General features: G+C 63.5%; 17 protein-coding genes. 15 read left to right on the top strand and 2 right to left on the bottom strand.

Annotated elements, in window-relative coordinates; genetic code table 11:
- Positions 1-18: 18 nt before the first annotated feature.
- The 3 genes from JOE60_RS07970 (at position 19) to JOE60_RS07960 (ending at position 3129) form a co-directional block, all read left to right on the top strand.
- On the top strand, positions 19-1473 hold the full coding sequence (locus JOE60_RS07970; protein ID WP_167268952.1) for an amino acid permease: 1455 nt from the start codon (positions 19-21) through the stop codon (positions 1471-1473).
- Positions 1474-1568: 95 nt separating this feature from the next.
- A complete protein-coding gene (locus JOE60_RS07965) occupies positions 1569-1802 on the top strand; it encodes an antitoxin (protein ID WP_167268954.1) in 234 nt (77 codons plus the stop codon).
- Positions 1803-1911: 109 nt separating this feature from the next.
- Complete coding sequence (locus JOE60_RS07960; RefSeq protein WP_167268956.1) at positions 1912-3129, top strand: benzoate/H(+) symporter BenE family transporter; 1218 nt, start codon at positions 1912-1914, stop codon at positions 3127-3129.
- 2 nt (positions 3130-3131) lie between these two features.
- Here JOE60_RS07960 and zapE read toward each other — a convergent pair whose 3' ends face one another.
- The gene (gene zapE / locus JOE60_RS07955; protein ID WP_167268958.1) at positions 3132-4172 is read right to left on the bottom strand and encodes a cell division protein ZapE; all 1041 of its coding nucleotides are present in this window, start codon (positions 4170-4172) and stop codon (positions 3132-3134) included.
- 213 nt (positions 4173-4385) lie between these two features.
- Here zapE and JOE60_RS07950 point away from each other — a divergent pair, with 213 nt between their 5' ends.
- From JOE60_RS07950 to ybaK, 3 genes are read left to right on the top strand one after another with little or no spacing between them, the layout of a single operon-like run.
- Entirely contained in the window at positions 4386-5312 is a 927-nt protein-coding gene (locus JOE60_RS07950; RefSeq protein WP_167268960.1) for a sulfurtransferase, read from the top strand.
- A gap of 48 nt (positions 5313-5360) precedes the next feature.
- Positions 5361-5825, top strand: coding sequence for a SufE family protein (locus JOE60_RS07945; RefSeq protein WP_167268962.1), 465 nt, complete (start codon positions 5361-5363; stop codon positions 5823-5825).
- A gap of 2 nt (positions 5826-5827) precedes the next feature.
- On the top strand, positions 5828-6325 hold the full coding sequence (gene ybaK / locus JOE60_RS07940; protein WP_167268964.1) for a Cys-tRNA(Pro) deacylase: 498 nt from the start codon (positions 5828-5830) through the stop codon (positions 6323-6325).
- Here the strand turns inward: ybaK and JOE60_RS07935 are convergent.
- Complete coding sequence (locus JOE60_RS07935; protein ID WP_167268966.1) at positions 6322-7590, bottom strand: alpha/beta hydrolase family protein; 1269 nt, start codon at positions 7588-7590, stop codon at positions 6322-6324. The two genes, ybaK and JOE60_RS07935, sit on opposite strands and share 4 nt — an antisense overlap.
- A 123-nt stretch (positions 7591-7713) precedes the next feature.
- Here JOE60_RS07935 and JOE60_RS07930 point away from each other — a divergent pair, with 123 nt between their 5' ends.
- The 9 genes from JOE60_RS07930 to JOE60_RS07890 all read left to right on the top strand — a co-directional run bounded on the left by JOE60_RS07930 (position 7714) and on the right by JOE60_RS07890 (position 17857).
- Entirely contained in the window at positions 7714-8205 is a 492-nt protein-coding gene (locus JOE60_RS07930) for a hypothetical protein (protein ID WP_167268968.1), read from the top strand.
- Positions 8206-8219: 14 nt separating this feature from the next.
- A complete protein-coding gene (gene msrB, locus JOE60_RS07925; protein WP_167268970.1) occupies positions 8220-8660 on the top strand; it encodes a peptide-methionine (R)-S-oxide reductase MsrB in 441 nt (146 codons plus the stop codon).
- Positions 8661-8893: 233 nt separating this feature from the next.
- On the top strand, positions 8894-10261 hold the full coding sequence (locus JOE60_RS07920) for a DUF6421 family protein (protein ID WP_167268972.1): 1368 nt from the start codon (positions 8894-8896) through the stop codon (positions 10259-10261).
- Positions 10261-11007, top strand: a complete 747-nt coding sequence (locus JOE60_RS07915; protein ID WP_167268974.1) for an SDR family NAD(P)-dependent oxidoreductase — start codon at positions 10261-10263, stop codon at positions 11005-11007. Before JOE60_RS07920 ends, JOE60_RS07915 begins: the two co-directional genes overlap by 1 nt.
- Before the next feature lie 10 nt (positions 11008-11017).
- Entirely contained in the window at positions 11018-12127 is a 1110-nt protein-coding gene (locus tag JOE60_RS07910) for a threonine aldolase family protein (protein WP_336109541.1), read from the top strand.
- Positions 12128-12190: 63 nt separating this feature from the next.
- A complete protein-coding gene (locus JOE60_RS07905; RefSeq protein WP_167268978.1) occupies positions 12191-12844 on the top strand; it encodes a DUF3000 domain-containing protein in 654 nt (217 codons plus the stop codon).
- A gap of 68 nt (positions 12845-12912) precedes the next feature.
- Positions 12913-14262: an HRDC domain-containing protein gene (locus tag JOE60_RS07900; protein WP_167268980.1), complete on the top strand. Its 1350-nt coding sequence runs from the start codon at positions 12913-12915 to the stop codon at positions 14260-14262.
- A 191-nt stretch (positions 14263-14453) separates the two neighbouring features.
- Complete coding sequence (locus JOE60_RS07895) at positions 14454-15716, top strand: thiolase family protein (RefSeq protein ID WP_167268982.1); 1263 nt, start codon at positions 14454-14456, stop codon at positions 15714-15716.
- Positions 15713-17857, top strand: a complete 2145-nt coding sequence (locus tag JOE60_RS07890) for a 3-hydroxyacyl-CoA dehydrogenase NAD-binding domain-containing protein (RefSeq protein ID WP_167268984.1) — start codon at positions 15713-15715, stop codon at positions 17855-17857. Before JOE60_RS07895 ends, JOE60_RS07890 begins: the two co-directional genes overlap by 4 nt.
- Positions 17858-17929: the final 72 nt, after the last annotated feature.

Raw genomic sequence — 17929 nt, 5'->3', positions numbered from 1 at the left:
ACCGGCAGGAGTACCCCCATGAATCAACAGACGGCTTCCAAGTCCGTCCTGAGGCGCAAGCCGATCGACGATATCGAGGAAGAAAGCAAACACAGTGGTCTCTTTAAGAGTCTTGGCCTCTGGCAACTGACAGCCATCGGCGTAGGCGGCATTATCGGCGTCGGCATCTTCTCCCTTGCGGGAGTGGTGGCGCACGGCGACGCCAGCAATCCCGGCGTCGGGCCGGCAGTACTGATTTCCTTCCTCGTCGCCGGCCTGGCCTCAGGCGCGGCCGCTTTGTCCTATGCGGAATTCGCCGGCATGATCCCCCGTGCGGGCTCTGCCTATACCTACGGCTATGTTGCCCTGGGTGAAATCATTGGCTGGTTCATCGGGTGGGATCTCCTGCTCGAGTACATCGCCATTGTCGCGGTGGTGGCTATCGGCATCTCCGGCTACTTCGATGCTTTCCTTTCCGGAATCGGCATCCATATGCCCACCTGGATGTCCTCCACCGTGGACGAGGGCAAGGGCGGCATCATCAACCTGCCTGCCATTCTGGTGTGCCTCCTGGTGACGTGGATCCTCAGCCGGGGCACCAAGGCATTTGGCCGATTCGAACTGGTGGCTGTGGCCATCAAGGTGGTGCTCATCCTGTTCATCATCGGGTTGGGGATCTTCTACATCAACACCGAAAACTACAACCCCTTCATGCCCAGCGGCTTCGGACCCGTCCTGGCAGGCGCAGCAACGGTGTTCTTCGCAGTGTTTGGCTATGACGCCATGAGCACCGCGGCAGAAGAGGCCAAAGACGGCAAGAAGCACATGCCCAAGGCCATCATCCTGTCCTTGATCATCGCCATGCTCTTGTACGTTGCCGCCACCCTGGTCCTGACGGGGATGCAGAACTACAAGGACATCGATCCCAAGGCCGGCTTCGCCTCCGCGTTCTCCGGAGTGGGCCTGCCCGTGATTGCCACCATCATCTCGGTCTTCGCTGTTCTCTCCATCCTCACCGTGATGCTGACCTTCCTCCTGGGCGTCACACGGGTGTGGTTCTCCATGAGCCGTGACGGCCTGCTTCCCGGCTGGTTCGCCAAGACGGACAGGAACGGAACACCTCAGCGTGTCACCTGGATCGCCGGCGTAGCCTCCGCGTTCCTGGCAGGGGTCTTCCCGATCAAGGAAGTTGCCGACCTCACCAACATCGGCATCCTTGCCGCGTTCGTGGTGGTGTGCATTTCCGTGATCGTGTTCCGCTACACCAAGCCCAACGCGCCGCGGACCTTCCGCCTGCCGCTCATGCCCGTCGTTCCGGCATTCGGCGTCCTGGCTTCGGCATTCCTGATGGTGCAGCTGCACTGGGAAACCTGGGTCAGGTTCGGTGTATGGCTCATCATCGGCCTGATCATCTACTTTGCCTACGGCCGCAAGAACTCCCTGATGAACCCGGACAGCCCGCGGCACACCCTGGAAAGTAAGCCCTTGGCGTAGTTTGTCCACAGGCCCTCCACCAAGCCTTGGCAGCTTCAATGACTGGTGTTAGGGTCAATCGCAGAGGAGCGAACTGGCTCCGCGATGGAAGGGAGGTGCCCGTGGGTTTAATTGACGACCTGAAGGGTAAAGCTCAGGGTCTCATTCAAGGCAACGAAGAAGCCATTAAGAATGGCATCGAAAAAGCCGGGGACTTCGTAGATGAAAAGACGGGCGGAAAGTACGCCGGTCACGTCGACAAAGTCCAGAATGCCGCTTCCGACTTCGTCGCCAAGCACGACGGTGAGCCTGGAACGGCTCCCGTCACGGATGAGCCGAAGCAGCCATAGCTGCCTGAGCCGCCGTACCAGTTACGTCAAGGGGGCACCGGTCCCGCCGCGAGGCGCCGCCGGTGCCCTTGGCGTTTAACCAGGCCTCTGGTCGGGTAATTTTGACCGTATGCCTTCCGCTTCATCGCCCACCACTGCACGCCAGGATCCGCAGAGGACCATTGGTCCGCAAGTGACGGCCGGAATTGTTACGGCCTTGGTGGGCTTCACGTCTTCCTTCGCCGTGGTGCTGGCCGGCCTCAAGGCCGTCGGAGCAAACCAGGCGCAAGCCTCCAGCGGTTTGCTGGCGCTCACCCTGACCTTTGGCCTGGGAATTCTCTGGCTTTCCTGGCGCTCACGGCTGCCCATCACCCTGGCCTGGTCCACGCCAGGCGCGGCGCTCCTGGCTTCTGCCGGGATGGTCGACGGCGGTTGGCCGGCCGCCGTCGGAGCCTTCCTGATGGTGGGGATCCTGATCGTCCTGACCGGCCTGCTCCCGGCGCTGGGCCGACTCATGGCATTGATTCCCACAGCGTTGGCCCAGGCAATGCTCGCCGGGGTCCTGCTCCCGCTCTGCCTGGCGCCTTTCAAGTCGCTGGGCACCGCACCGCTTTTCGTTGCACCCGTGGTCGCCTGCTGGATCCTCCTCATGAAGTTCGCGCCACGATGGTCCGTACCGGGATCCCTGGTGGTGGCACTGGGCGTCATCGGCATCCATCTGGCGATCAACGGCGTCGCGATTCCCTTGGATGGCCTGCTGCCGAAGCTGGAATGGACCACGCCGGCCTTCAGCCTGGAGGCGGCGGTGGGCCTGGCCCTGCCCCTGTTCATCGTCACCATGGCGTCGCAGAACATCCCCGGCGTGGCGGTCCTGAAGTCCTTCGGATTCACTGCACCGTGGCGCTCATCCATGGTGGTCACAGGAGCCGGAACCATGGCGGCTGCACCGTTCGGCGGCCACGCCATCAACCTGGCCGCACTGAGTGCAGCCCTGGCAGCCGGCGAAGAGGCCGGCAAGGATCACGGGCGCCGGTGGATCGCGGCCTTTATCTCAGGGTTTGCCTACCTGGTTCTTGCTGCGGCATCAGCCGCGCTGGTGACAGTTGTTGCCGCCGCTCCCCCGGGCCTGTTGGAGGCGGTTGCCGGCCTGGCCCTCCTGGGAACCCTGGCAGCGTCAATATCCTCGGCGCTGGCGGCCGTGGAGGAACGCATACCGTCCTGCATCACTTTCCTGCTGGCGGCCTCGGGGCTGAGCTTTGCTGGTGTGGGCGCTGCTTTCTGGGCGCTGGCTGCCGGCATCCTGGTCCGCTGGCTCCTGAAAACCAAGGAGCGTCCGCGGAAAGCCTGAGATCAGGCGGGTTCGTGGTTCTGCGCTTCCCGGGCCAGTGCCGTGAGGCGTGAAACAGCGCGGAAGTACTTCTTCATGTACCCGCCCGTCATCATCTCCTCCGTGAAGAGCTGATCGAAGGGGACGCCACTGGCGAGAATCGGCACATCTTTGTCGTAGAGCCTGTCGGCCAAGACGACGAAGCGCAGGGCAACTGCCTGCTCCGTGATGGTTTCGACGTCGCTCCACACCACGGCCTCCACACCGTCAAGGAGTTGCCGGTACCGGCTGGGGTGAACCGCGGCCAGGTGGTTGACGAGGGTCTTGAAGTCGTCCACAGCCACTGTCTTGCCGTGGAATTCTGCGTTCATGCGGCGCTTGAGTTCCTTGGTTTCCAGCGGCTCAGGGGCAGCAGGCAGGCCGCGGTGGCGGAAGTCCTCTCCGTCGATCCTCACAACATCGAACTGGTCCGCCAGGACCTGGATTTCGCGCTGGAAGTCCACCGCGGCAAAGCGGCCTTCGCCCAGGGAACCGGGCAGGGTGTTGGAGGTTGCGGCCAACTTCACGCCGGCGTCGGCCAGTTCCCGCATGAGGCGGGACATCAGGACCGTGTCGCCCGGATCGTCGAGTTCGAACTCATCAATGCACACCAGCTTGTAGCTGCTGAGGGCTTCCACCGTTTTACGGAAGGACAGGGCACCCACCAGGTTGGTGTACTCCACGAAGGTGCCAAATGCCTTGGGTCCGGGCGATCGGTGCCACAGCGAAGCCAAAAGGTGGGTCTTGCCCACACCGAATCCGCCGTCCAGGTAGATGCCGGCCCTGGCGGCAGGAGCCTTCTTGCCAAACAGTTTCTTGAAGAGACCTCCCCCATCGGCCGTCCCCACGCTGTCTGCGAAGGCGGACAGCAACTTGACGGCGTTGGCTTGGCTGGGCTGTGCCGGGTCCGGACGGTAGCTGTCGAACGACACCTCTCCGAATCGCGGAGAGGGGTAGAAACCCTTGAGGAGTTCTTCCACTGAGACTGCCGGCGTGCGGGCAGCCAGTTGTTCGATCTGTACCACTATGGTCCATTCCTTCGGTTTCGGGTCCCCAGCAAGAATACCGGCAACGGCGGCCACGGAACCGCCACGTGACCAGAGACATGTTTCACCATGTGACCGGTGGGGAAGCATTGGCCGCGGGCCGTGGTTAGTGTTGAAAGAAGCCGGGACACAAGGCAGGCGTTCCATACGCCCAGTGCCCGGCACCGTCCGTCGTCAGTGAAAGGCCAGCACATGTCCTACCCCGTTGAACAGAACGAAAAGTTTGCTGCATACGCAAACCCGGAACGACTCGTCTCCACAGAGTGGCTTGCTGCAGCTCTTGCAGACGGCGCCATTGCCGACGGCAAGCTGGTGCTGGTGGAGTCCGATGAGGATGTACTCCTCTACGAGACAGGACACATTCCGGGCGCGGTCAAGATCGACTGGCACACGGACCTTAACGATGAAGTGACCCGTGATTACGTGGACGGCGCCGCCTTCGCTGCGCTGGCCGCGTCCAAAGGCATCTCCCGCGACAGCACTGTGGTGATCTACGGGGACAAGTCCAACTGGTGGGCGGCCTATGCGCTGTGGGTCTTCACGCTTTTTGGCCACGAGGACGTCAGGTTGCTCGACGGCGGTCGTGACAAGTGGATCGCCGAAGGGCGCGAAGTGACCACCGACGTCCCGAAGCCTGCCGCTGGCGAATACCCGGAGGTGGAGCGGAACGATGCCCCCATCCGCGCCTTCAAGGAAGACGTTTTGGCGCACCTGGGCAATCCGCTGATCGACGTCCGTTCCCCCGAGGAATACTCCGGCCAGCGCACCCACATGCCCGCCTACCCCGAGGAAGGCGCCTTGCGGGGTGGCCACATTCCTACTGCGGCATCCGTTCCGTGGGCCAAGGCAGCTGCCGAGGACGGCACCTACCGCAGCCGCGAAGAACTTGAAGCCCTCTACCTTGATGGTGCGGGCCTGAACGCCGGCGACGACGTCGTTGCGTACTGCCGGATCGGTGAACGCTCCAGCCACACTTGGTTTGCCCTGAAGTACCTGCTGGGCTTCGACACCGTCCGCAACTACGACGGTTCCTGGACCGAGTGGGGCAACGCCGTTCGCGTGCCGATCGTCAAGGGTACCGAGCCGGGCACCGTTCCCACCCAGCTGGTCCGGAACTAGCTTCTCCGGGAAGGGCTGGCCGACTGCAGGCGCAGTAAGCTGGACATGATGACTACCAACACTTTGCCTACCGCCTTGGCGGAAATCGTGGACGACTTCCAGGCCCTGACCGAGCCGGACCGGCTCCAGCTGCTGCTCGAATTCTCCAGGGGTTTGCCTGAGCTTCCGGACCGGTTGAAGGACCACCCGGAATTGCTGGAGCAGGTAGTGGAATGCCAGTCGCCGTTGTTCCTGACCATCGAGTCGGAGAAGAACGACGGCGGTCCCGCCGCCACCGCTTACCGGCTGTACTTCAAGGCCCCGCAGGAAGCTCCCACTACCCGCGGCTTCGCTGGTGTCCTTCACGAAGGACTCGACGGGCTGACGGCAGAGGAAATCCTTGCGGTGCCGGACGATATGCCGGAGCTTTTGGGCCTCACCCGCGCCATCACTCCCCTCAGGATGCGGGGAATGACCGCCATGCTGGGCCGGATCAAGCGTAAGGTCGCTGCTGCCAGCCGATTGGAGCAGTAATCGTGGCGAAAAAAACCGCCTCGTTGGGAACGCCGGCCACGGCAGCTCTTACTGCCGCCGGCGTTCCCTTCACGGCGCACCCGTACCAGCACGATCCCGCGAACACCAATTTTGGGATGGAAGCCTCCCAGCTTCTGGGAATTGATCCAGCCCGGGTCTTCAAGACGCTCATGGTGGACATCGATGGCCACTTGGCTGTTGCCATCGTCCCTGTGTCCGGCAACCTGGACTTGAAAGCCGCTGCATCGGCGCTGGGTTCCAAGAAAGCAACCATGGCGGATCCGAAGGCTGCGGAACGGCGGACAGGCTACGTACTTGGAGGCATATCGCCGCTCGGCCAGCGGCAGCACTCCCCCACTGTCCTGGACGAATCCGCGATGTCCTTCGACACCATCCTGGTGTCCGGGGGCAGGCGGGGACTGGACATCGAAGTGGCCCCGGCTGACCTGCTGCGCCTGACCCAGGGACAGACCGCTGCGATCGGCACCGCCAAAGCCTAGCCTGCAGCGGGTGTTTCCAACGACGACTGACCCGGGTTCTTGCGTGGCGCGAGGAGCCTTTGCAGCCAAGACTCGACCGTCCGTTCCCATTTCTCCGGGTCAACGTTCCACTCCTTCGTGTGCCTGGCACCGTCAAAGGGCACGAAGGTCACCATCTCCGGATTCTTTTCTGCCAGGGTCGCGGACGGCCCGAAGGGTACGTAGTCGTCATCCACGCTGTGTATCAGCAGCGTGGGAGTGCGCAGCTCAACAGCCCGGGCTTCCCAGTCCATCGACTTCAAATCAACGGGTGCGGCCAAGCCGGTGAGCCGCCGCCCCAACGGGTGGGTCAGCATCAGTTGGCCGTAGCGTCCCACGGTGTAGGGAATGCGGTTCATCCTGGCATGGTGTGCCATTACATTCACCCAGTTGATGACCGGGGCGTCCAGTACCAGGCCCCTGATCAACAGCCGGTGCTCCGACAAATCTGCCGTTTGCAGGCTGATGGCGCCGCCCATGGACCAGCCAAACAGCACCACTTCTTTGGCTCCATGCGCTACGGCGTACTCGATGGCCGCCTCCACATCCCGCCACTCGGTGGACCCCAGCCCGTAGCGCCCATCAAGGGCCGATGGCGCCAAGCCATCGTTCCGGTAGGAAATCAACAGACTGTCCATTCCAAGCTTCCGCGCACTGGGAACTGCACGAAGTCCTTCCAGGCGGGTGGCTCCCCTGCCGTGGACCATGATGGCCCACACCGCTGAAGAAGCCCCTGCGTTGGCGCGGATGAGCCACGCAGGTGCCTTGCCGCCGTCGACCTCCAAGTCCACGTCCTCTGCCTCGAGACCCATGGCGGCCGGGTCCGGGAAGACGGCTCCACTCCACCAGGCCCGGCGGGCCTCGGACAGGTTGCCGCTGTAGACCTCTTCCACCTCGCGGAGGACTGTTTGTTCGGCGGGCGAGTAGGACACGATGCGTCCAATGCGCGCATGTCCCTTACCACCGGAGAAGAACAGGCTGAACACCCCGTTGATGGTGGAATCCGGCGTGGCTGCCAAGATGACCTGCAGCCCCGTTTCCGCGCGGATAACGGCCAGTACTTCCTGGTCCTCGTGCCGGGCTCCGGGCGTGATGACCCGGCGGGCAAAGTACACGGCGAGCGCAGAGGAACCGGCGGCCAGCATGCCCGCCAGGCTGCTTCCCGCGAGGAAGCCTCCAATGGCCCATTTGGTGCGGGGGCTCAGCGTGTTGTCCGGGGTTTTCTCTGGTGCGGTTCGCGATGCCATGGTTCCATTGTTGCCGTTCGGCGCCGCGGGGTGGTGCAGGCAGGGACCGCGCGGCGTGCGGGACGTACGGTCCGCGTCCGTGTTTGCCTGCGGACCGCGCGCTCCCGGGACTACGCTGTAGCCATGAGCGATCCCATAGTCATCCTGACTGAAGAGCCCCTTGGCCCAGACGACCGAGTCAACATCGACAGACTGCTTGATGGCGGTGATGCCCCGTTGGTTGTGTTGGTTCCTTCCAACACCGAGCGTCATCTCCTGGTCGATTTCCTGGAGAACCTGTCACTCCTTGATATTGCGAAGGCTTTCCGTGACTTGACCTCACAGACGCCGGATCCCGAGGTGGAGCGGGCCGAGGCTGCCCAGACATTGGAGGAATCCCTTGCTGCCCTGGACGGGTTGGGCGGGGGCGTGACCGGAGAGATCGTCGACGGCGGTGCCGTGGCCGGCTTGGTGGCCAAGGTCCGCTCGCTGGGCGCAGGGCAGGCCGTGGTGGTAACCCGGCCCCACGCCATTTCGGACACCTTCCACACCGACTGGGCCAACAAGGCCCAGGACCAGCTGGGACTGCCGGTTTTGCACTTGTACGCGGGTTCGGGATTTATCGGCGACTCGTAAGCGTTGCATAAGTCATGAACACTCCAGAAAACACCAGCAACACAACGTCGGTACCTGTGGAGAAGAGCGACGCCCAGTGGCGCGAAGAGTTGTCCCCCGAGGAATTCCGGGTCCTGCGCCAAGCGGGCACGGAGCGCCCCTACACGGGCGAGTACTGGGACACCCACACAGAAGGTGTTTACCAGTGCCGCGCCTGTGGTAGCCAGCTGTTCACCAGCCGCGAGAAGTTTGATTCCCACTGTGGCTGGCCTTCCTTCTGGGCGCCGTTGGCTGACGGAACTGTCCGTTACCTGCATGACCGCACCATGGGAATGGACCGTGTTGAAGTCCGTTGCGCCAACTGCGACTCACACCTTGGACATGTGTTCGAGGGTGAGGGCTATGACAACCCCACCGATCAGCGGTTCTGCATCAACTCCGTTTCCCTCCGCCTGGTCACCCCGGACCAGAGCTAGGACAGTGCCGGGCGGGCCCGAGGTCCGCCCGGCATCGCCCTTGGTCCACCCGGTCCCGCCCCTGGTCCCTTGAACGCGCGGCTCCCTTGAACGCGCGGCGCTGGATCTCAACGGCATCGCCCAGCCCCCAAGAACAAGAATTTCTTATCCTCAGCATCTTTTTGAATAAGTGATGCTTCTTGCTTGTTACGCTCAATCCAGATGCACACCACCTCCGGAAAGGGCAGAGCCACATGACTTCACTTGCCACCGCCACACACCAGATCGTCACCGCCGACGACGCGGACTGGACCTCCCTCAAAGCAGCCGCCACTGCACTCCAAGCCCACCAGGAACAGGACGGATCCATTGCCGATCCGGCCATTCATGCCGAAGCCGCCACACTCGTGGCTGCCATCACCGAAGCGATTGCCGCGCTGGCACCGCGCTTCCCCCACGATTCTGCATACCTGGACCTCCTGGTCCAGGATTTCGAGCGCTGGGTCTCCACCGGCTTCGGAGTTCCTGATTTCCTTGACTCCCTGTTGGCGTTCCAGCCCCAGGAGCAGCGGATCAATGGTCTCCAGCACTTGGTGGTGTTCCCCATGTACACCCAGAACGGCAGCACCAACAGGTACGTCGAGGCTGTCCTCATCGAGGTCATCTGGCCGGAGTTCATCGGCGGCCTGGAAGCGGGCGATTATTCCAACAAGCTGTTTGTTCCGATTCGGTTCATCGACTTCACCCCCGGCTATGACACCAACTCGGCCGTGCTGTTCCCCGAATCCGTGGCCGTCCGTGAAACCCCCACGTTCACGTGGGGCGCCATTTTCGCCGACCGCGAAGCTGCCCGTTTCCGCCGGGTCCTCAAGGCAGCCGCGGAGACCACCTCACTCCAGCTGCCGGAGGATGCCGCCCAGCTGATCGACCACCAGGACCTGACACAGCGAACCTTCGTGATGTGGGACCTGATCCACGACCGGACACACATGCGTGGAGATCTGCCCTTCGATCCATTCATGATCAAGCAGCGCATGCCCTTCTTCCTGTACTCCCTTGAAGAGCTCCGGTGCGACCTCACGGCGTTCCGGGAATCAGTCCGCATCGAAAAAGATGAGAACGCTGATCCGGATGCCCGGAAGCACGCCAAGCTGGTGCAGTACGCAGTGATCTTTGACCGCATCTTCCGCTTTGCCATCACCGGCAGCCGGGTCCGCAACTACGACGGCCTGGGCGGACAGTTGCTCTTCGCCTGGATGCACCAGAACCACGTCCTGCACTGGACGGACAGCAAGCTCTCCATTGACTGGGATAACGCTGCTGATGTAGTTGTGGAGCTCGGCGCCCGTATCGAGGAACTGTACTGGCGCTCCATTGACCGCCCGAAGGCTGCGCACTGGCTGGCAGCTTACGAACTCATCTCCAGCACCGTGACCCCCCACCCGGCATCCGTCTGGGCCAAGGGCCCCGAAGCCTTGCCGTTGGATGGCCCGCCGCGCGGACTCACCGACCAGGTGCTGGATGATGAGTTCCCGCTGTCCATGTTCTACGAAGCACTGGAGAAGAAGATGCGCCCCGTGATTGAGTCCACCACCGGCATCACTGGTTCGACGGCGGCCTGATGACCGCATTGACTGTCCTGGTCACGGGAGGCAGCAGCGCTTCGGGCGTTGCTGCCGCCCGTGCGCTGGCCACTGCCGGACACCGCGTCCTGACCGTTGGCTCCGATCCCGCCCGTATCCAGGCAGCAGCTGCCGAAGCGGGTGGGGGCGTGGAACCGATGGTCAGCGATCTCGCCAGCCTGGAATCCGTGCAGGAACTGGCACGCACCCTTGAGGACCGCGGCATTGGGGGCGTCGACGGGGTCATCCACCTCGTTGGCGGTTGGCGCGGCGCCAAGGGAATTGAGGACCAGTCCGACGACGACTGGCAGGCCATGGAACGCAGTGCTGTGACCACCCTCCGCAATGTGTCCCGCGTGTTCTACGGCCAGTTGGAGAAGTCACCCAACGGTCGCTTTGCCATGGTTTCCTCCACCACCGCTTCTGCTCCCACCGCCGCGACGGCCAGTTACGCTGCCGCGAAAAGCGCAGCTGAGGCGTGGACCCTGTCCATCGCCGACGGGTTCCGCCGCTCCGCGTCGAATGACAGCACGTCGACAGACAGCCAGTCGACAGACAGCCAGGAATCCAGCGCAGCCGTGATTTTGGTCGTCAAGGCCCTGGTGGATCCGGCCATGCGGCTCAAGAACCCGGAACGGCGCTTCCCCGGCTACACGGACGTCGAAGACCTGGCGAGTGCCGTCGTCGAACTCTTCACCCAACCCGCCGCCCAGCTCAACGGCCAGCGCATCCTGCTGGCCAAATAGACTTGAAAGCGTGAACCACAACGTGACAACCACAACAGAGACGGTCCACAGCGGCCGTGACGCCCAGCAGAGCCCTTTGCACGACCCCAACAAGCGGGGCTTCGCATCGGACAACTACTCCGGCGTCCATCCCGAAATCCTTGCGGCATTGGCCGCTGCCAACGGAGGCCACCAGGTCTCCTACGGCGAAGACGCTTACACCGCCCGGCTGCAGGAAGTCATGGAACAGCAGTTCGGTGCCGGCATCGAATGCTTCCCTGTCTTCAACGGCACCGGCGCCAACGTGCTGTCGCTGCAGTCCCTGCTGCCCCGATGGGGTGCTGTGATCTGCGCATCCACGGCGCACATCAACATGGACGAGAACGGCGCCCCGGAGCGCGTCGGCGGCATCAAGCTGCTCCAGGTACCCACCGACGACGGCAAGCTCACCCCGGAACTCATCGACAGGGAAGCCTGGGGCTGGGGCGATGAACACCGCGCACAGCCGCTGGCAGTGTCCATCACCCAGACAACTGAACTGGGCACCTGCTACACGCCGGAGGAAGTGCGGGCCATTGCGGACCACGCACATTCCAAGGGCATGAAGCTGCACATGGACGGGGCACGGCTGGCCAACGCCGCGGCACACCTGAACGTTCCCCTGCGGGAATTCACCCGCGATGCCGGTGTGGACATCCTCTCCTTCGGCGGGACCAAGAACGGCTTGATCTTCGGCGAAGTGGTGGTGGCCCTGAACCCCGAAGCTGCGGATGGCCTGAAGTTCCTGCGCAAAATGAACATGCAGTTGGCGTCGAAAATGCGCTTCATCTCGGCACAGTTCATCGCACTCCTGGAGGACGGGCTGTGGTTGCGCTCCGCCGCCCACGCCAACGCCATGGCAGCCCGGCTACGGACGGCAGTGGAAGCGATCGACGGCGTGGAGCCCACCCAAGCGACACAGTCCAACGGTGTCTTCGCCATCCTGCCCCCCGGCGTCGCCGACCGCCTGCGCGGGTCCTTCGCCTTCTACGATTGGGACGCTGCCCGCCGCGAAGTCCGCTGGATGTGCTCGTTCGACACCACCGAGGACGACATCGATGCGTTCGTTGCGGGCATCAAGAAGGAACTGCATACCGCATAACCCTTGTGTCGCGGGGCGGCGTGCCTGCACAGAAACGCCGCCCCGGACGCATAATCTGCGAAGGTGAACGCCCTCGCACAGGTTCCCGCGGATTTTCTCTTCGCCCTGGGAACCCTACGAAAAGCACAGTGCCGCAGCGAACTGCGGCTGGAGGAGATCCCCGCGCCGGCCCGCTTGGCCCCTTACGCCGTCGCCATGGGAGCCGAAGTCTTCAGCCCCACTGCCGCCACCCGCCAAGTGCCCGTCCACGGTCCGGCAGCCAAAGCGTTTGCCAAGAGCCACACCAGCCCGGCCGCCGATGACGACGACGAACTGGCCACCGGCCGTTTCATTCTGCTCCACGACCCCGACGGCTCGGCAGTGTGGGAAGGCGAGTTCCGGATAGTCACCTACATCAGGGCGCAACTCGATGCCGACATGGGCAACGACTCAATGCTGGGTTCCGTTGCCTGGACCTGGCTTGTGGACGCCTTGGAAGGCCACGCTGCGCCACACCGCGCAGCCGGAGGAACGGCCACCCGCATCCTTTCGGAAAGTTTTGGGACGCTGGCCGAGCGGCCCGACACCATCGACATTGAGCTGCGGGCATCATGGACACCCGCCAGCGCTGATGTGCAGGCGCACCTCGAAGCCTGGTCCGACATGGTCTGCACGTTTGCCGGACTCCCCCCTCTGCCGCCGGGCGTCACCGGCTTGCCCAACAGGAGGCTCAATTGACCATTTCCTGCCACCAGGCGCCCGCGAATGCGCCCTGCCTTGACCGGTATCGGTAAACTGAGGCAACCATGACCCCTGAAAATCCGGAAAACACCACGGCCGGCGATCCGGCTGCTGATCCCACCACCCACATCAAGGTAGATGGCTTCGACAGCCACGTCCCTGAGATCATTGAGCTTGATTCACCACGCGAAGGCGTACCCCCGGTGATCGACACGCCGGCTGGACTGGAACGCTGCGCGGCCGCCATTGCCGCCGGCACAGGGCCGGCAGGAGTTGACGCAGAACGCGCCTCCGGCTTCCGCTACGGACAACGGGCTTTCCTGGTGCAGATCCGCCGGGAAGGCGCAGGAACCTGGCTGATTGATCCCGAGCCCTTTGATGACCTGAAAATCATTGACGAATCCCTCCGTGGCGTCGAGTGGATCCTCCACGCCGCCACCCAGGACCTTCCCTGCTTGTCAGAGCTGGGCATGTGGCCGGACAAACTGTTCGACACCGAGCTGGCTGCCCGCTTGGCAGGCCTGCCGCGCGTTGGCCTCGCTGCCGTCATTGAACAACTCCTGGGCTTTGGCCTGGCCAAAGAGCATTCCGCCGCCGACTGGTCCACGCGCCCACTGCCCGAGCCCTGGCTCCGCTACGCCGCCCTGGACGTTGAGGTCCTGGCCGAACTTCGTGAAGAGCTCATCGAACTTCTGGAGGCGGACGGCAAACTCGACTTCGCGGAACAGGAATTCGCTGGCATCCTGGCAGCCGGAATCTCCCCTCCCCGGGTTGAGCCGTGGCGGAAGACGTCCGGCCTGCACCAGGTCAGGGACCGCCGGCAGTTGGCAGCGGTGCGGGAGCTATGGCAGGAACGCGATCAGCTGGCCCGTAAACGCGATGTTGCACCCGGCCGGCTCATCCCCGACTCGGCACTGGTGGCAGCAGCGAAGGCCATGCCCACCACGGTTCCCCAGTTGCTGGCCACCAAGGGGTTTCACGGCCGCTCAGCCCAACGCGAAGCGCCGCGCTGGCTGCGCTGCATCACGGCCGCACGCACCATCACGGACCTTCCACCCTTGCACCTGCCCACCAACGCCCCGCCGCCTCCACGGGTCTGGGCCGATCGTGACCCCGAGGCAGCAGCACGATTGTCCACCGCGCGGCCAGCCCTCCAGGCCAAGGCGGACGAACTCAACCTGCCCGTGGAAAACCTGCTCACACCGGACTACCTGCGGCGGGTCATGTGGCGCCCACCAGCCGAGGTAACGCTCGACAGCGTCAGCAACGAACTCCGGAGCCTGGGAGCCCGTGAATGGCAGATCGAGGTGGCGGCCCCCGTCCTCACCGAGGCTTGCCTGAACCCCCAGCCGCTTCCGCCCAAGGAGTCCAAAGCCAAAGAGGCTCCCTCCCAAGCGGTGCAGCAACAGTCTTGATGCCCTGCCGGAAGGTCATGGCCCGTTGCGCGAACCATTGTTCGCGTGGCGGGCCATTTGTTTCGCCCCCACATCCGTCGGCTTGACCGCCAAGCGGCCTTGCATGCTATGTTACCGATGAGTAACATAGCATCAAGGCACAACGGACACCCAGCGGGATCCGCCTCCATGTCTCAACGAGGAGTAATCACATGAGTCCATCACGCACCGCCCAGAGGACCGTCCGCGACGTCGTGTTCGTTGACGGCGTCCGCACCCCGTTCGGCAAGGCCGGCGAGAAGGGCATCTACGCAGGCACCCGTGCCGACGACCTCGTGGTGAAGTGCATCCGGGAATTGATGCGCCGCAACCCCTCACTGCCCGCAGAGCGCATCGACGAAGTCGCCATTGCCGCCACCACCCAAACCGGGGACCAAGGCCTGACCATCGGCCGCACGGCGGCCCTGTTGGCCGGACTCCCCCGCTCGGTACCCGGCTTCGCCATCGACCGCATGTGCGCAGGCGCCATGACAGCGGTCACGACGACGGCCAGCGGCATCGGTTTTGGCGCTTACGATGTGGTCATCGCCGGTGGTGTTGAACATATGGGCAACCACCCCATGGGCGCCGGAGCTGATCCGAACCCCCGCTTCATGTCGGAACGCCTGGTGGACCCCGCCGCCCTGAACATGGGCAACACGGCAGAAAACCTGCACGACCGCTTCCCGGCCATCACCAAAGAGCGCACGGATGCCTACGCTGCCGCCTCCCAGGCCAAGCTCGCCGCCGCCTACACCAAGGACCAAATCCAGGACGACCTCGTCCCGGTCGCAACCATGAAGCCCGGACAGGGCTGGATGCTGCACACCGCCGACGAGCCGCCCCGCCCGGGAACCACGGTGGAAGACCTGGCCGAATTGCGGACTCCGTTCCGTGCCCATGGCCGGGTCACCGCCGGCAACGCGGCAGGACTGAACGACGGCGCCACGGCAGCCGTGCTGGCATCGGCAGAAGCCGCCGGCGAACTTGGCCTGACGGTCAAGATGCGATTGGTCTCCTACGCCTTTGCCGGCGTCGAGCCTGAAGTCATGGGCATCGGCCCGGTTCCCGCGACGGAAAAGGCCCTCAAGAATGCCGGACTGGGCATCGAGGACATCGGACTGTTTGAAATCAACGAAGCCTTCGCGGTCCAAGTCCTCAGCTTCCTGGACCACTTCGGCATTTCCGACGACGACCCCCGGGTTAACCGCTACGGTGGCGCGATCGCCGTCGGGCATCCCCTGGCCTCGTCCGGTGTTCGCCTGATGAACCAGCTCGCCCGGCAGTTCGAGGAAGACCCGTCAGTCCGCTATGGCATCACCACCATGTGCATTGGGCTGGGTATGGGTGCCACGGTCATCTGGGAAAACCCCCACCACGCCGATTACGCATCCTCCACCGCCGACGACACCACCACCGAAGGAGCCGCAGCATGAGCGCCGACGATTTCCACAAGCTCGCCGCCCTTTTCCCCGATGAAGTGATCACCCACTCCTACGTGCAGGACATCCAGCTCCCGGGCGGCGCCGGAACGTTCGCGCTGATCACGTTGGACAACGGGCTGGACCACTCCAAGCCCACCACCCTGGGTCCCAACACGCTGGTTGAATTGGGCGGCGTCCTGAAGACACTCAAAGAGCGTGCAGCACGGGGCGAAATCGTGGGCGCAGGCGTCACCGGCAAGCCCTACTTCCTGGTAGCCGGCGCTGACCTGTCCGCGGTGAAAACCCTCAAAGAACGCGAGCATGGCCTGTGGATGGCGCAGCTGGGCCACGCCGTGTACGCCGACCTGGCGGACCTCGGCGTCCCCACCTTCGCCTTCATTAACGGACTGGCCCTGGGTGGTGGCCTGGAGATTGCGCTGCAGTCCACATACAGGACTGTTTCCACCGGAGCCGGGGCCCTTGCCCTCCCGGAAGCATTCATCGGCCTGGTGCCGGGCTGGGGCGGCGTCTACATCCTGCCGCGCCTGATCGGGCCCGAGAATGCGGTGAAGGTCATGATCGAGAACCCGCTCAGCAACAACCGCACCTTGAACGGCCCCCAAGCCTATGGGCTCGGCGTCGCTGACGCGATGTTCGAACCCGCCGACTTCGTGGAGCAGTCCCTTGCCTGGGCAGCCGACGTCATCACAGGGAAGGTTGTGCCGGAACGGTCCAACGCCGTGGACGCCACGGACCAGGCAACCGGTGAGCGTTGGGCGGCTGCCGTTGCTGCCGGACGTGCTTTTGTTGAGGCCAAGACCTCCAACGCCTCCCCTGCCCCGGCGAAAGTCCTGGACGTCATGGAAGCCAACAGGACCATGACCCAGGCAGAGTCTGCAGAACTCGAATGCCAGACACTTGCCGGATTGATGCAGACCGATGAGTTCCGCTCCACGGTCTACGCATTCCTGGACCTTGTGCAGAAGCGCTCCAAGCGTCCCGCTGGTGCCCCTGACAGAAAGCTGGCACGTCCGGTCACCAAGATCGGTGTGGTGGGCGCCGGCCTCATGGCCAGCCAATTGGCGCTGCTCTTCGCACGGCAACTCAAAGTTCCCGTGGTGATGACCGATATTGACCAGGCCCGGGTGGACAAGGGAGTTGCCTACGTCCACGCGGAAGTGGACAAGATGCTCGCCAAGAAGAAGATCAAGGCAGACGCCGCCAACAGAACCAAGGCGTTGGTCAGCGGCTCTGTTTCCAAGGAAGTCTTCGCCGATGCCGACTTCGTCATTGAAGCCGTGTTCGAGGAACTGCACATCAAGAAGCAGGTATTCGCCGAGGTTGAATCGATTGTCTCTCCTGACTGCATCCTGGCCACCAACACGTCCTCGTTGTCCGTCACCGCCATGGCTGAAGACCTGGAACACCCCGAACGCCTGGTGGGTTTCCACTTCTTCAACCCGGTTGCCGTCATGCCGCTTCTGGAAATCGTCCGGGCGCCCAAGACAGACGACGCCGTCCTGGCCACCGCCTTCGAACTGGCCAAGGGCTTGAAGAAGACAGCAGTTCTGGTCAAGGATGCTGCGGCCTTCGTGGTGAACCGCATCCTCCTGCGCCTCATGGGTGAAGTCATTGCAGCCTTCGACGAAGGAACGCCGGCCGAGGTGGCCGACTCCGCGTTGCGGCCCATGGGACTTCCCATGTCACCCTTCACCCTCAGCGCGATGGTGGGCCTTCCGGTTGCCCAACACGTCCAGGAGTCACTGCACGCGGCATTCGGAGACCGCTTCCCCGTCTCGCAGAACCTGCAGAAGCTCATTGACAACGGAGTGAAGTCGCTCTGGGTCCAGGGACCGGATGGAAAGCAGACCATCCCCGCAGAGACCTTGGCAGTGATGTCCTTCGGCGATACCCCCTCCACCCGCGAGGAAGTCCTTCGCAGGACACAGGACGCCCTGGCCGAAGAGATTGGCCTCATGCTGGAAGAGGGCGTTGTAGCGGGGCCGGAAGACATTGACCTCTGCGTCATCATGGGTGCGGGATGGCCGATGTTCCTGGGCGGCATCACGCCGTACCTGGACCGTGTTGGTGCTTCCGAGCGGGTCAACGGGAAGCGGTTCCTCGCCCCCGGCGTGGCATCCGCCCCGGCCTAAAACCCGTCGCTCTCTCATATCCCGACGCATAAACCGGAACGCTCTCTCATATCCCGACGCATAAACCGGAAC

Origin of the sequence: Paenarthrobacter ilicis (assembly GCF_016907545.1) — a bacterium.
Classification (GTDB): Bacteria; Actinomycetota; Actinomycetes; order Actinomycetales; family Micrococcaceae; genus Arthrobacter; species Arthrobacter ilicis.
The sequence above is the reverse complement of the archived record's forward strand: the minus strand, read 5'-3'. Positions and strand labels throughout refer to the sequence as shown.

Bases quoted from the DNA above. Each gene is read 5' to 3' on its own strand.
- JOE60_RS07950 (WP_167268960.1), top strand. From the start codon at position 4,386: ATGTCCTACCCCGTTGAACAGAACGAAAAGTTTGCTGCATACGCAAAC.
- msrB (WP_167268970.1), top strand. From the start codon at position 8,220: ATGAACACTCCAGAAAACACCAGCAACACAACGTCGGTACCTGTGGAG.
- JOE60_RS07915 (WP_167268974.1), top strand. From the start codon at position 10,261: ATGACCGCATTGACTGTCCTGGTCACGGGAGGCAGCAGCGCTTCGGGC.
- JOE60_RS07930 (WP_167268968.1), top strand. From the start codon at position 7,714: ATGAGCGATCCCATAGTCATCCTGACTGAAGAGCCCCTTGGCCCAGAC.
- JOE60_RS07960 (WP_167268956.1), top strand. From the start codon at position 1,912: ATGCCTTCCGCTTCATCGCCCACCACTGCACGCCAGGATCCGCAGAGG.
- JOE60_RS07890 (WP_167268984.1), top strand. From the start codon at position 15,713: ATGAGCGCCGACGATTTCCACAAGCTCGCCGCCCTTTTCCCCGATGAA.
- JOE60_RS07945 (WP_167268962.1), top strand. From the start codon at position 5,361: ATGACTACCAACACTTTGCCTACCGCCTTGGCGGAAATCGTGGACGAC.
- JOE60_RS07920 (WP_167268972.1), top strand. From the start codon at position 8,894: ATGACTTCACTTGCCACCGCCACACACCAGATCGTCACCGCCGACGAC.
- JOE60_RS07935 (WP_167268966.1), bottom strand. From the start codon at position 7,590: ATGGCATCGCGAACCGCACCAGAGAAAACCCCGGACAACACGCTGAGC.
- JOE60_RS07895 (WP_167268982.1), top strand. From the start codon at position 14,454: ATGAGTCCATCACGCACCGCCCAGAGGACCGTCCGCGACGTCGTGTTC.
- JOE60_RS07900 (WP_167268980.1), top strand. From the start codon at position 12,913: ATGACCCCTGAAAATCCGGAAAACACCACGGCCGGCGATCCGGCTGCT.
- JOE60_RS07970 (WP_167268952.1), top strand. From the start codon at position 19: ATGAATCAACAGACGGCTTCCAAGTCCGTCCTGAGGCGCAAGCCGATC.